Genomic DNA, 14,427 nt, shown 5'->3' with positions numbered 1-14,427 from the left:
TCTATAATCCGTTATTTATATGGCTTATTATGATGGATGGTTATAAAGATAATAAATTCTGTTTTGAACTATCTAATTGCTAAATTAACTAACCTAGCGTAATTGCCCCTCTAACCACTTAATAAAGGTTCTTACCTTAGGGCGTTTTTCCGTACCTAGCGGGCAAATTAAATCATACCCTTTGTCTGTATCCATGCTCGGATAAGGCGTTATGAGCTCACCAGTCTCAATGTACTGCTTCACGAAATGATAGCGCCCCATCGCCACACCAATATTATGCAGAGCACTCTGTACCCCCATGTCCCGGTGACTCACGCAGTAAAACTGCTCAAACAAGTTCACGTCTAATCCGTGGTGTTTAATCCAACGCTGCCACACATCTGACCCTAGTGCATGAATGAAATTAATCCGGTGTAACGACTCTACACCGTCGTCAAAAATGTCGTGCTCAGCCGCGTAACCTGGCGTACATACCGGAATATATTTTTCACCAAACAGGCGCTGTCGATGCATATCTTTGAGATCTTCAGCACCATAGTAAATGGCGACATCGAGATGATTTTGATGAAAATCCTGTTCCTCTTGCGAGAAGATATTGAGGTTAAATTTAGGATACCTCTGCTTAAAATCAGCCAGTCTTGGCAGTAACCAACTGTTCGCAAATGCAGGACTGGTACCGATATTGATCTGTCCATACAAGTCTGTGTTGGTAATGTCTTCGATCTCACCAAAAATCGAGCTTAACGATTTGGATAATGTTCGTTGAAAGCGCTGACCTTCTTCGGTCAGTTCCAGTTTACGAGTCCCTCGTACAAACAAATTAAATCCGAGTTCACCTTCTAACACTTTGATTCGATGGCTAACGGCTCCCTGAGTCAGATGCAACTTTTTCGCCGCTAGCGTAAAGCTCATTTTCTCTGCAGCAACATTAAAAGTATGAAGATTTCTAAGTAAAGATTGATGGTTAGCCATACGAACTCATGCATTAAAAATTTTAATTCATACTACTACCCGTTTCGTTTGTTTGCATTAAGAAATAAGTTTTTAATAGCTGCAGTTACTTAAAATCCTGCCTCGATCAATCTTTGACTCCATACGTTGACGAGCAGAAACATTAAAAAAATTAATTACAAACTTAGGGGCACATATGAATATACTCGGGTATATGCAAAAAGTAGGTAAGGCATTAATGGTTCCCGTAGCCACACTGCCAGCTGCAGCAATCCTTATGGGGATCGGCTATTGGTTGGATCCTGTTGGTTGGGGTTCAGAAAGCATCTTAGCGGCATTCTTGATCAAATCTGGTGGTGCGATCATCGACAACATGGCGGTTCTGTTCGCGGTGGGTGTCGCATTTGGTTTGAGTCGCGATAAGAATGGTTCTGCTGCACTGTCCGGTTTTGTGATGTTCCTTGTCGTCACCACGCTACTTGCTCCAGGCTCTGTCGCTCAATTAATGGATGTTGAACTAAGTGAAGTGCCAGCAGCATTTGGCAAAATCAGCAACCAATTTGTGGGTATCATAGTAGGTATCATCTCAGCTGAGATCTACAACCGCTACTCAACCGTTGAACTTCCTCAGGCTTTGGCGTTCTTCAGTGGTAAGCGTTTGGTTCCTATCCTGACTTCAATCGCAGGTATGGCCCTCTCTTTTGCTCTACTATACATCTGGCCGGCTGTTTATGACGCTCTGATCGTTCTGGGTATAAAGCTAGAAAGCATGGGCGCAGTTGGTGCCGGTCTGTTTGGTTTCTTCAACCGTTTGTTCCTATCAGTTGGTATGCACCACGCACTTTACCCTGTGTTCTGGTTCGACGTTGTAGGCATTAACGACATTCCAAACTTCCTAGGCGGTGCACAATCTATCGCTAACGGTACGGGTATTCCGGGTAAAACAGGCATGTACCAAGCGGGCTTCTTCCCTATCATGATGTTTGGCCTACCAGCGGCAGCATTGGCGATGTACCACTGCTCTGATGCGAAAAACAAGAACCAAGTATTCGCTATCATGCTTGCGGCGGCTATGGCTTCATTCTTCACAGGTATCACAGAGCCGCTAGAGTTCAGCTTCATGTTCCTTGCTCCGGTACTGTTCCTACTACACGCTGTGCTAACAGGTCTATCACTTTACATTGCGGCAAGCATGGAATGGATGGCAGGCTTCGGATTCTCTGCTGGCTTCGTTGACCTAGTACTATCAAGCCAAAACCCACTAGCGGTTAACTGGTACATGCTACTGGTTCAAGGTGTAGTGTTCTTCGCTCTTTATTACTGCATTTTCCGCTTCGCTATCATCAAGTTCAACCTACGTACTCCGGGTCGTGGTGAGGAGATGGAAGCAGAAAGCGAGACTGCATCTCCTGAAGCACTCGTTAACCTAACCAACAACTACATTGAAGCGATTGGCGGTGCTGACAACATCCTTGAAGTCGATAACTGTATTACTCGCCTACGTCTAACGGTAAAAGATTCGTCAATCGCTGACAGTGACAAACTGAAGAAACTAGGCGCGGCTGGCGTGGTTCCGGTGGGTAAAGGTGGCCTGCAAGTTATCATTGGCTTAGGAAAAGTGGATAAGGTTGCAGAACAAATGAAGAAGGCTCTCGCTTAACGCGACACCTTTGATGGCAAGATAAAACAGTAAGAATTTGTGATGGCTTCACCACCATCATAACCCCCTGAAGCGCAATTACGACTAGTCACCGTGTATTGCGCTTCGTTTTATTTAGAACGAACCTCATGTAGTAACCACTGCGCTAATCCCGCTCTCGATACCTTGATGCCTAGTTGTTCTTGCTCTGGCATACGGTAGTACTCGATAGGGAACTTAAATCGCTCTAGGCTTCCTTGTAGCTGCTCGGCAAACCATGCTTTGGTTGGCATTTCATCACAGTCAATAATCGCAACGGGTCTAAAGCCAAACTCACTGTCTTCAACGGGAATGATAAAGGCTTGCTTAACCTCAGGCAGTTGACTGAGTGCTCTCTCAATTTCTTCACAGTGAATATTCTCACCGCCAGAAATAAACTGATTGTCGGCTCTGCCAATAATCGATACTTGCTCGCCATCCCATTGACCAAGATCTTTACTATCAAACCAACCGTGTTCATCCACTAATGGCGTTAGTTCGCCTTGGTAGTAGTAACCGGAAGCGAGGGTATTGCCTCCAATATAGATACGTTGGTTTTCAATTTTCAATTGACGATGATTAAGCACAAAACCTGCAGTGCTGCTCGCATCAACAGGCTTTGCCGTCACCGTTGAAGCCGCTTCCGTCATGCCATAACCAAGCCAAGTCTCAATCCCCATTTGCTGAGCTTCAAGACCAAGCGCTTCTGGAATATGGCTGCCACCTAACAGCACATGAGTTAAAGTAAGTGCTTGCTCACTCTTTAATAATCTATGCAGTTGAGTCGCGACTAAGGAGGCATGACTACAGCCCTTGATATCTGATTCAAGCTGACCAATACCAATTTTGATACAACCACCAACAGCTAGCCAACGATGAACAATCGCCAGCCCCGACACATGGTACATAGGTAAACTCAGCAGCCAAGTATCACTGCCTTTAAATTGGAAAGCATCCAGTAGCCCCTCAGCAGAACATAGGTGCTGCTCAAGTGTGTGAGCCACTGCTTTGGGGTTTCCGGTAGAACCCGAAGTAAAGACGATACTCGCGAGGTTCTGAGAGCTAAAACAAGAAAGTTCTGACGTTGCTGCTGGTTTGTCATCAACATTCAGTTTTTTATCAACATTCAAATCACTCAAACAAGGCAATGTAAGTAACTGAGTGTTTGGTTCAGCAATGTCTGATTGATTTAAACCACTGCTCTCTAGCAACCATAAATAACGTCTACCCGACGACCTATAAAGCGATTCAAGCTTTTGTACTAAGCGAGCTGTAGGTTGAGGCATAGTGAACGCGCAAAGTACACCTAAATTAAGTGCCGCTAGATAAACGGGGATCACTTCGGCTTGGTTCTTACCAACAATGGTCAACACATCGCCTTCCGAGAGGCCCTGTTCTGATAACTGTTGTTGGTAATCACTCACTAACGCCACAACTTGCAGCCAAGTATAAGCGCAGTTGGGAGTAACGAATGCTATTTGATGTGGGTTCTGCTGCGCCCACTGTACCCAGAGCGGGTGATGATTAGATTGTGGGCGCATCATAAGATAACCAAGTTAAAGATTGAAAACTGATTGAGCCAACCGAACAATGGGCCTATGAAGACCAAATCAGCTGCTGCTGTTCAAGAGTCGCAACAGGAAGTTGGCAACCTGGCCATGGTACTTCAAGCTGTTGTTGATACAAACCAATCGTATCAAGCCCCGGCACTTCATTAGGCAAGTACTGCTGTGCCAGTCGCGCAATCTGAGTTAAGCCAAGGCTCGACTCAATACTTGAGCTTAGAACAGGCTTAATACCAAGTTGCTGTGCACGCTCAATGATTGCCACACAACGCTCTACCGAGCCGATAAGGGTTGGCTTGATCACAACTGCCTTAACGCCAGTTAAGTCACTTAAATCAAAATCAGGATTACGCACCGCTTCTTGCAGTGTTTCGTCCCAAGCAATCGCTACACCGTGGTCGATGGCAAAGGCCAAGCTGTCTTCCGGCTTTTGGCAAGGCTCTTCAATAAAGCTAATACGCTGACGCAGCGACGGCGAAATGTATTTAATGAACTGCTTCGCTTTTTCGGGCTTCCACGCTCGGTTAGCATCAAGTCGTAGCGTTAAATCAGGAATCGATTCAAGGAATAAGCTAACCAGCATGCCATCACGGATCGCTTCGTAGAGGCCAACTTTGACTTTAGCAACCTTTTCACCTTCCATCTCATTAAGCACAGGGATCAGTTCATCTGGGTCACCAGTACATAAAGGCGCAGCTTGATAGTTACCTTCCGCGTTAAGTTCGCCTGTTAGTTCCATCAATGCCATTGAAAAGCCAAACGCCACTGACGGATAAAGCTCATCGAATGGAGTATTGGGTTTGTTGTGACTCCAAAGCTCTAACTCATTTTGCAACTGAATGCCGGCTTGCTCGGCATTTTCTTGGCTAAAGCCCGGCAAAGGTGCGACCTCGCCAAAACCAGACAGCCCATCACACTCAAGATGGATAATGTAGCCAACACGTTCGTTCAACTTATTATCACGCAGCACCACGCCACTATCCATAGGTAGTTGATAACGATACAGTTTAGCGTGACGCGGGGAATTCATTGAATTCATAAGTTTTCCTAAAAAACGGGAACATTAAAACAAAACGAGCCGCTATTTAGCGACTCATTCTGAAGAGGATAAATCTATGGGTTACGCGGAAATTTGTCGAAATCAGGTCGACGTTTCTCGTTAAACGCATTACGGCCTTCTTGGCCTTCCTCTGTCATGTAGAACATCATGGTTGCGTTGCCTGCGAGCTCTTGCAGACCTGCTTGGCCATCACAGTCGGCATTCAGCGCTGCTTTTAGACAACGTAGCGCCATTGGGCTGTGTTGCAGAACTTCACGACACCAACGAACGGTTTCTTTTTCTAGGTCAGCGACAGGGACAACCGTGTTCACTAAGCCCATATCCAATGCTTCTTGAGCGTCGTAGAAACGACACAGGAACCAGATTTCACGCGCTTTTTTCTGGCCAACAATACGTGCCATGTAAGAAGCACCCCAACCACCATCGAACGAGCCAACTTTAGGGCCAGTCTGACCGAACTGTGCGTTTTCAGCTGCAATAGTAAGGTCTGCCATCATGTGAAGTACATGACCGCCACCTACAGCCCAACCCGATACCGCTGCGATTACTGGTTTTGGACAAGTACGAATTTGACGTTGGAAATCAAGCACGTTCAGGTGGTGTGTACCTGAATCATCTTGGTAGCCGCCGTAGTCACCACGAATACTTTGGTCACCACCAGAACAGAACGCCTTCTCACCAAGACCCGTTAGAATGATTACGCCTACTTTCTCGTCATAACGAGCGTCAGCCAGTGCATTGATCATCTCTTTTACGGTTTGTGGACGGAACGCATTGTGCACTTGAGGACGAGCAATCGTGATTTTCGCAATACCGTCATCAGACTTGTGGTATTGAATATCTTCATATTGACTGCTTTCATCGCGCCAGTTAACGGCTGCGTAAAGTTCTTCTTCTGTGATGCCTACTGTTTTAGCCATGGTGATTCCCATTGTTCTATTAGAGAGCGCGACTAGCGTAAAGTCGCGACGGTGTTGCTCTGCTTTTCATAGCGCTTGATACGAGAGACACGCTCAGTCAGTTCATCAGCGACTGGCGATACATTGGATAATCAAGTTTGAAAACATCTCTGGTTGCTCAAAATGAACATTGTGACCAGCGTAATCAACCTGACTATATTCAAAGCCACTATTCTCAGCTAGCTCCATGAATTTACGATCTTTTTCACCACATACATAATGCAAAAGATGCTCATGAGATTTCAATGTAGCACGTAAATCTGGTTGCTTCGCCAACGAAGTAGATAACAACATATTTGCTACGGATACTCCAAGGTTACCACTACGCTTTATGACCAAAGTTTGTCTTTGCTCATGATTTAGTGAAGAAAAGACACTTTGTTGGTACCAATCGTCTAAAACATCTTCAATCGATTGCTGTGCAAAGCGAACGGCCCATTGCGTGTCATGTACTAACCTTTGTGCTCTTTCTTCGTCACACTCCAAACCAAAGTTACCACCTTCGATGATGACTTTTTCAAGGTTGAGTGTTTCAAAGCAAGGGCTTGTCACCCCATACATGGCGAGCCTTCCTCCCATTGAGTAGCCAATCACCACGATAGGATAATCTGCAGGAAGATCGTTCTCCTCCAACTGAGAAGTGATGCACTGAACGATCTTGGTGCAACAGTGTTCAAAGCCTACCGGGTCGATAAAGCGACTTTGTCCGTGTCCGGGTAAATCTATGCAAAGACGAGGAAAATCTTCGAGGAAGGGGTGGCATGCACTCCAATCATCCCCGCTTCCGAGTAAACCATGTAAAAAAACAAGCAAAGGTTTGTCAGAAGAATCTTGTACAGCTGGGTAATAATTGGAGTAAAGCATGTAAAGTCCTTAGGCTAATGCCTCTGTGAGCATTGAACTGAATTGTTTCAGCAAAGTAGACGCTTGTTCGGGAGGCGTCTTAACTTCCACGAGCAAGGTACCCTGACCCTGTTCGAAGTGTTGTTCGATAATGTTTTGATAACAGTTCAAGGTTTCTGGTGCAGCGTAGCCAAGCTGAAATTGTGCAGCAGCGTGTTCAAAACTGAAACCATGAGGCATTTGATAAAGTGACTGTTTTTGCTGCTCAGGAACTGGCAACAAGTCAAAGATCGCACCACCATCATTGTTGGTCGCAACAATAACCATCGGTGTTACATTGTGAGTAAGCAGAGCCAGTGAGTTGAGGTCGTATAGCAAAGAGGTATCGCCAATCAACATTAATAAGGGATTCTGGTTGGCTTTCACCACACCAGCAGCCGTCGCCACCAAGCCATCAATACCCGATGCACCACGATTACTGTAAACTTGATTCGCAGATATTGACGACAACATATCCACCAGCCTTACCATCAAGCTATTTCCCACAAATAGCTCTCTTCCTTTAAGTCTAGACGACAAGTCAACCGCAACGCTCAACTCAGTAAGTTGATCGTTATTAGAGATTTGCGCCAATGCCAATTGTTGAACGGTGTTCGCGACTTCCGCCAACGGTGCCGCCCAGCCAGCATGTTCTCCCAACAGCGTCGGTAGATGTTGCTCTGATAACCAATGCTCGATATCAGCGACAATATGAGTTTGAGGCAGATGATCTTGATTAATACGATGCGCATCAGGTGAAACAACGATGTACTGCGATGAACAAAATGTGGCAGCTTGCCCTTTTACCCATTGGTTAAGACGCTTAGATACGATGCGCTCACCAAGCTGGACAATAAAATCACACTGACTAAGCTGCGCTTTGGCTGCGTCACTTTGCATCCACAGATCATGGTGTTTCCAATCACTGCTGACGCCCGATTGAGGGTCACAGAAAATTGGCCAGCCCAAAGCTGTCGCAAACTGTTTGGCTTTAATTGCGGCTTCTTTGTCAATCGAACCAATAATTGCCGCGCCTTTACGAGCGACATAATCACTTGCTGAAACAGGCTGAGCGTTTAAATGACTGGGTAAATAAGTGTTGGAGTAAAGGCTGTTTGAAGCTCTCCAAGCTGCCACGCTCTTTGTATAGTGAGCATACATCTCAGCGCTGTTGGCTGAATAAAGAGGCTCTGGGAACGGGCAGTTGATGTGAATAGCTCCACCGACGCTGCGTTGTTTCGCCAGTGCGTTATCAACCGATGTCAAAAGCCAATTCAAAGAAACTTGTGTCGTTGGGCTTGGAAGGTTTAGTGTCGTTTCAACGTGAGACGAAAAGATACCCTGTTGCTGAATCGCTTGATTAGCACCACAATCGACTAAATCGATTGGTCGATCGGAGGTCAACAAGATTAGCTTTTCTCGCGTTAATCCAGATTCAGCGGTCGCTGGTAGAAGATTAGCTACGGCAGTACCGGAAGTAACAATCACCGCAACTGGCTTGTTGCTCGCCTTAGCTAAGCCTAAAGCAAGGAAGCCAAGTCCGCGCTCATCAAAGTGCGTATGTAAGGTTAGCTTAGAGTTGGCTTCGGCTTCGAGTGTTAATGGTGTTGAACGAGAGCCTGGCGCGATGCAAACATGTTCAACACCGCTGCGAACAAGCTCTTCAAGTAATGTGTTACACCAAACTCTGTTTAACACAGCTTGGTCGTGACTCATGATGCCACACCCAATGGTGGGTGATCAGAAATCAGGCTAAGCAAAGTCGACATCTTCTTATTCAGTTCTTGCCACTCATGCTCTGCTACCGATCCGGGCACGATCCCCGCGCCTGCAAACAGCTGTACTTGATCGTTTACAATCAATGCACTTCGAATCGCCACACAGAATTCCGCTCGTTGATGACTGATGTAACCGACAGAACCGGCATACCAGCCTCTAGCAAACGGTTCATGCTCAAGAATGAAATCCATCGCCTCTTTACGCGGTAAACCCGCCACCGCAGCAGTTGGCTGTAATGCAGCAAGCAACTGAACACCATTAACGCCATTATTGAGCTGAGCATGGATATTACGCTTAAGGTGCTGCACCTTACGCAAGCGCACTAGACGTGCATCTTTTTCAACATGAACCGTTTGAGAGTGAGGAGTGAGACGCTCAATGATGTCGTCGACCACATATTGGTTCTCATTGAGGTTTTTAGTGTCTTGAGAAAGCCAATTAGCTAGCTCCATATCTTCAGTCGCGTTTTCGCCACGACCAATGGTCCCAGCAAGTGCCTCCGTATCGAGCTCAGTGCCATGTCGACTATACAAGCGCTCTGGTGTTGATCCGATAAAGCTATGTTTGGAGTCCAATACCAACATAAAGTGAAAGCTATGATGGTTTTGCAAATAACTGGCTTTGAGTAACTGAGCCGCACATATAGGCGCATCAAGTTGCAGCGTGGTTTTACGCGCTAAAACCACTTTCTTATATTCTTCGTCACTGATGCCTTTAAGCACCTTCTCAACCAAACCACCCCACTGTTCTCTTTCTGGAACGTGGTGAATCTGTTCGATACGCGCAGACAAAGGGGCCAGTATCGCAGCATCAACAGACAGCTTGTTCAAAGCATTAATAGACGCAACGCGATCAGGCGATAAATTGACGGCCAACGACCAAGTGTTGTCAAAGCGGATTAATTCAACCTGCGGAAGAAAGAAAAACGACTCCATGCAGCGACGGTTCTTTGCTGTGTGCCCGTCAAACGAGCGTCCACCCCAGATTCGTTGGTCTTCACCAAGAATCGCATACGCGGGGGCAGGATCTGAAAACGTATGTAACTGGCCGAGCGCAACAACCTCTTCACGAGTGTCGCGTGACTGCCAGTAAAACTTAGGAAAGAGCGGTTGAGCATGAAGCCATTCAATAAATGCAAACGATGGTTTTTGCGTTAGAACTTCAACACAACGAACTTCACTTGCTTGGGCATTTTGTACTCGCTCAATCAAAGCGGAGATAGTTTGCTGGAAATGTGACAAATCGACCTCGTTCACATCTAAATTCTTATTATATTAGTTTGATACTTTATGGGTAGCACCCACTTAGATCAAGAATGTCCGATATCTTTTCAACATTCCTGTGACTTTAAGCGAGCCCCTCTATCATTTTAGACAATAACCATAAAAGCGATGAATTAAAACTTAGAAAAGGGTGACAACAAAAAGACCAAACGTGACACTGAAATGCGACATTCATCAGATTTTTATTCTATCAAACGCCATTTTGCGGTACTTTAATAAAGTATTTAAATTAATTTCAGGAAATCGGCAATGCAAAATATCGGGATGTCGTCAAAACTCAACAGCGTATGCTACGAAATCAGGGGGCCTGTACTCAAACATGCTAAGCGCATGGAAGAAGAAGGGCATAAAATACTAAAGCTTAATATTGGTAACCCCGCCCCATTTGGTTTTGACGCCCCTGATGAAATCCTTGTTGACGTAATCCGTAACCTGCCGACATCTCAAGGTTACTGCGACTCAAAAGGCATCTATTCAGCCCGTAAAGCGGTTGTTCAACACTACCAGAAAAAAGGTCTACGCAATCTTGATGTAGAAGACGTTTACATTGGTAACGGTGCTTCAGAGCTTATCGTTATGTCTATGCAAGCGCTACTGGATAATGGTGATGAAATCTTAGTTCCCGCTCCAGACTACCCTCTATGGACAGCGTCTGTTGCGCTTTCTGGTGGTACTCCAGTTCACTACATGTGTGATGAAGATGCAGACTGGTATCCAGACCTGGATGACATGCGCGCAAAGATCTCACCGAAAACTCGCGGCATCGTTCTTATCAACCCGAACAACCCTACAGGTGCGGTTTACAGCCGTGATTTCCTACTTCAAGTTGTCGAGATTGCACGTGAACACGGCCTAATCATCTTCGCTGATGAGATTTACGACAAAGTCCTTTACGACGGCGCGGTACACACTTCTGTTGCAACGCTTGCTGAAGATGTACTGATGGTAACGTTCAACGGCCTATCTAAAGCTTACCGTGTATGTGGTTTCCGTGGCGGGTGGATGTTCCTAACGGGCCCGAAACATTTAGCCAAGGGCTATGTTGAAGGTTTAGAGATGCTTGCCTCGATGCGTTTGTGTGCCAACGTACCAATGCAGCACGCTATCCAAACGGCATTGGGTGGCTATCAGAGTATCAATGAACTGATCCTGCCTGGCGGCCGCCTGCTTGAGCAACGTGACCGAGCATGGGAGCTGATTAACAAGATCCCTGGTGTTTCTTGTGTCAAGCCAAAGGGCGCGATGTACCTGTTCCCGAAGATCGATACCGAGATGTACAACATCAAAGACGATCAGAAGTTCGTACTCGATTTCCTAAAGCAAGAAAAAGTACTGTTAGTACAAGGTACTGGCTTCAACTGGCCTAAGCCGGACCACTTCCGTATTGTGACTTTGCCACATATTGAAGACCTTGAAGTAGCAATTGGTCGTCTAGAGCGCTTCTTGCAGACTTACAACCAAGACGACCTCATCGAAGGTTAATAAGCACAAAGAAAAGTGGCTACAATTTGCTGTTTTAAAAGACTTTAACTTGTATTCATTCACTTCTATGCTTAAAAGGCTCCAGTTTAGGAGCCTTTTTTGTATCCGCTGTCTCGTGCAGTTTGTGGCAACTACAAGGTACGAGTGGAACACTCTTTAGAAAGGACACTTATGAAACAGAGCCATTTCTTCGCCCATCTCGCACGTATGAAACTTATCCAGCGCTGGCCTCTGATGCGCTCCGTCTCAAGCGAGAATATTTCAGAACATAGTCTACAGGTCGCATTCGTTGCCCATGCCTTGGCGCTTATCAAAAACAAAAAGTTTGATGGCAAACTCAACCCAGAACACATTGCCCTAATCGGGATGTATCATGACACCAGTGAAGTACTGACTGGGGACCTGCCGACCCCCGTCAAATACTACAACCCAGATATCGCCCAAGAGTATAAGAAGATAGAAGCAGCTGCAGAGCAAAGGCTACTTTCGATGCTGCCAGAAGAGTTTCAAGATGATTTCGCCCCCTTCTTAATCTCCGGCACTGCCAGTAAAGAAGAGCAGAACATCGTAAAACAAGCCGATACTATCTGTGCGTATCTAAAATGTTTAGAAGAGCTCAGTGCTGGCAACCATGAGTATGAACAAGCCAAACGTCGGCTAGAAGAGACTCTCGAACAGCGAAAAAGTCCTGAAATGGACTACTTTCTCACCACCTTTGCCCCAAGCTTTGAATTATCACTAGACGAGATAAGCTAGCTGGGTATAAGTTGCTTGTAATTAGTTAAATAAAATCAATTTGATAGGTGATATTTTGAATTCTCAACTCGAACCTTCTTTTGTACTTGAACAAGAGTGGCAACATCGAAATGACGATGAACACAAAATAAGACGTGATGATCACCGCAGCCCTTATCAACGCGACCGAGCACGCGTGCTTCACTCTGCCGCTTTTCGTCGACTACAAGCAAAAACTCAAGTGCACGGCACCACAGTTAATGACTTTCACCGCACGCGCTTAACCCATTCGTTAGAAGCGGCTCAGCTTGGCACGGGTATTGTTGCGCAGCTCAAGAAAAAGCAACCCGAGTTCAGAGACCTATTACCCTCAGACAGCCTCATTGATTCACTGTGCTTGGCGCACGATATTGGTCATCCGCCCTATGGGCATGGAGGCGAAGTCGCACTCAACTACATGATGCGCGAACACGGTGGCTTTGAAGGCAATGCCCAAACATTTCGCATTGTCACGCAGCTAGAGCCTTACACTGAGCATCACGGGATGAATCTGTCTCGACGCACGCTATTAGGACTGATTAAGTACCCTTCGCTGCTCAGCCAAGTTCAAGCGAGATTACAGTCTGAACCTGTAAAGCATCAGCGTCAGTTAAGAGCAAAAGATTGGATGCCAGCAAAAGGCATCTACGATCATGACCAAGAGCTGTTCAATTGGGTACTTGAGCCACTTTCAAGTAATGACCAACAGCTACTAAAACAGAAAAGAAAAACACACACCGAGCCTCTTGAGCACAATAAAACCAAGTACAAGTCACTCGACTGTTCCATCATGGAGTTGGCTGATGACATCGCTTATGGTGTACACGATTTAGAAGATGCGATTGTGCTTGGTTCAGTGACCAAATCGCAATGGGTTGAATCTGCTTACCCTCAATTGAAAGAAATGGCCGATCCTTGGATTTGTGATCACCTAGATTCAATTACCGAAATGCTGTTTTCAGGTGAACAATACCGCCGTAAAGACGCCATTGGTGGGATAGTTAATGCGCTGCTGACCAGTATCTCGATTAAGCGTGTGGATGAAGATTTTGAGAATGTACTGCTTGCCTACAATGCCGTGCTTGAACCAAGCATGGATGCCACGCTTGATAAGCTGAAACACTTTGTCAGCGAGTTCGTGATTCAAGTGCCACAGGTTCAAGTTATTGAGTACAAGGGTCAGCAGATCATCATGGATATGTTTGAGGCATTCAGTGCCGACCCTGAACGTCTGTTACCACTGCCAATTAAAAAGCAGTGGCTACTGCATGACGATGAATCAAGAAAGATGCGTGTGATAGCAGATTACATTTCATCAATGACTGATGATCTTGCACAGAAAATGCATCAGCAACTGTTCTCGGCTCATACCGAGTTTTAATTCCTGACTCACTCTACTAAAACGCTTTAATCTAAGTAGTTTTTCTCAAACACGCCGGGCGGCATTTGATTGATTTGAAACTGAATCATTTGGTCAAATGCCGTTAGCAAAGGACTAAAATCGCGGTCACTCTCTAATAAACTAAGCAAATGATAACCAGCTTCAACGGTTGAAAGACTGTTTTCACTAGGTGCTTTGCGAATTCGATAGTTGCCCTTGAGATCTTTCGGCAAATGAACCGTGTTCAGCGCATGCAAGTTACTTGATACCTGCCACATCTTGAATGCCTTCTTCCAAGTTCCATCCAACAAAATCACACGCAGCTTTTTATTAGGGCGTGGTACAGACTCGACAGACACCGAGTGTTCACTCGGGTACAAAATCGCATGCTGATATTGCTCATCGGCCAGCAATGCATTCAGTCGTTCATTGTCTGAAAAATCTTCGCCGACAATCGTCACGCTGTTTTTTAGAGATAACGAGAGAATGCGCGCGGTTCCCATTGGACGATGCTCTTCTGATGGGTGCTGAAGAATGATAAGCTCAACATTCGATTCTAGTGGTGTAACCCACTGACAAATACAAGCTTTCAAAGCCTTGCTGCATTGGGGGCAATAACGAGACATGGATTTA

12 protein-coding genes are annotated in these 14,427 nt (G+C 45.7%); 4 read left to right on the top strand and 8 right to left on the bottom strand.

The genetic code is table 11. The features are described 5' to 3' along the window. Positions 1–93 precede the first annotated feature (93 nt). The gene (locus OCV56_RS04580) at positions 94–972 is read right to left on the bottom strand and encodes a LysR substrate-binding domain-containing protein (protein WP_057622934.1); all 879 of its coding nucleotides are present in this window, start codon (positions 970–972) and stop codon (positions 94–96) included. A gap of 193 nt (positions 973–1,165) precedes the next feature. Here OCV56_RS04580 and nagE point away from each other — a divergent pair, with 193 nt between their 5' ends. Continuing rightward, positions 1,166–2,611, top strand: coding sequence for an N-acetylglucosamine-specific PTS transporter subunit IIBC (gene nagE, locus OCV56_RS04575; RefSeq protein WP_186728077.1), 1,446 nt, complete (start codon positions 1,166–1,168; stop codon positions 2,609–2,611). Between the two features lie 110 nt (positions 2,612–2,721). Here nagE and menE read toward each other — a convergent pair whose 3' ends face one another. From menE to OCV56_RS04545, 6 genes are all read right to left on the bottom strand, one after another. Then, the gene (gene menE, locus OCV56_RS04570) at positions 2,722–4,173 is read right to left on the bottom strand and encodes an o-succinylbenzoate--CoA ligase (protein WP_086712323.1); all 1,452 of its coding nucleotides are present in this window, start codon (positions 4,171–4,173) and stop codon (positions 2,722–2,724) included. Positions 4,174–4,225: 52 nt separating this feature from the next. Then, positions 4,226–5,233: an o-succinylbenzoate synthase gene (menC, locus tag OCV56_RS04565; RefSeq protein ID WP_086712324.1), complete on the bottom strand. Its 1,008-nt coding sequence runs from the start codon at positions 5,231–5,233 to the stop codon at positions 4,226–4,228. Between the two features lie 74 nt (positions 5,234–5,307). Then, positions 5,308–6,174: a 1,4-dihydroxy-2-naphthoyl-CoA synthase gene (gene menB / locus OCV56_RS04560; protein WP_017064079.1), complete on the bottom strand. Its 867-nt coding sequence runs from the start codon at positions 6,172–6,174 to the stop codon at positions 5,308–5,310. A gap of 105 nt (positions 6,175–6,279) precedes the next feature. Further along, positions 6,280–7,077, bottom strand: coding sequence for a 2-succinyl-6-hydroxy-2,4-cyclohexadiene-1-carboxylate synthase (gene menH, locus OCV56_RS04555; RefSeq protein WP_086712325.1), 798 nt, complete (start codon positions 7,075–7,077; stop codon positions 6,280–6,282). A 9-nt stretch (positions 7,078–7,086) separates the two neighbouring features. Continuing rightward, complete coding sequence (gene menD, locus OCV56_RS04550) at positions 7,087–8,811, bottom strand: 2-succinyl-5-enolpyruvyl-6-hydroxy-3-cyclohexene-1-carboxylic-acid synthase (RefSeq protein ID WP_086712326.1); 1,725 nt, start codon at positions 8,809–8,811, stop codon at positions 7,087–7,089. Then, entirely contained in the window at positions 8,808–10,115 is a 1,308-nt protein-coding gene (locus tag OCV56_RS04545) for an isochorismate synthase (RefSeq protein ID WP_086712369.1), read from the bottom strand. Before OCV56_RS04545 ends, menD begins: the two co-directional genes overlap by 4 nt. 291 nt (positions 10,116–10,406) lie before the next feature. Here OCV56_RS04545 and OCV56_RS04540 point away from each other — a divergent pair, with 291 nt between their 5' ends. The 3 genes from OCV56_RS04540 to OCV56_RS04530 all read left to right on the top strand — a co-directional run bounded on the left by OCV56_RS04540 (position 10,407) and on the right by OCV56_RS04530 (position 13,794). Continuing rightward, positions 10,407–11,639, top strand: coding sequence for a pyridoxal phosphate-dependent aminotransferase (locus OCV56_RS04540; RefSeq protein WP_004739935.1), 1,233 nt, complete (start codon positions 10,407–10,409; stop codon positions 11,637–11,639). 171 nt (positions 11,640–11,810) lie between these two features. Then, positions 11,811–12,395: a 5'-deoxynucleotidase gene (yfbR, locus tag OCV56_RS04535; protein WP_004739934.1), complete on the top strand. Its 585-nt coding sequence runs from the start codon at positions 11,811–11,813 to the stop codon at positions 12,393–12,395. Positions 12,396–12,450: 55 nt separating this feature from the next. Then, positions 12,451–13,794 carry an anti-phage deoxyguanosine triphosphatase gene (locus OCV56_RS04530; protein WP_086712327.1) on the top strand — a complete coding sequence of 448 codons (1,344 nt, stop codon included), beginning with the start codon at positions 12,451–12,453 and terminating at the stop codon, positions 13,792–13,794. A 26-nt stretch (positions 13,795–13,820) separates the two neighbouring features. Here OCV56_RS04530 and OCV56_RS04525 read toward each other — a convergent pair whose 3' ends face one another. Continuing rightward, complete coding sequence (locus OCV56_RS04525; protein WP_086712328.1) at positions 13,821–14,420, bottom strand: tRNA-uridine aminocarboxypropyltransferase; 600 nt, start codon at positions 14,418–14,420, stop codon at positions 13,821–13,823. Between the last annotated feature and the right edge of the window lie 7 nt (positions 14,421–14,427).

The organism is Vibrio gigantis, assembly GCF_024347515.1.
In the GTDB taxonomy this organism is placed as follows: Bacteria; Pseudomonadota; Gammaproteobacteria; order Enterobacterales; family Vibrionaceae; genus Vibrio; species Vibrio gigantis.
The sequence above is the reverse complement of the archived record's forward strand: the minus strand, read 5'-3'. Positions and strand labels throughout refer to the sequence as shown.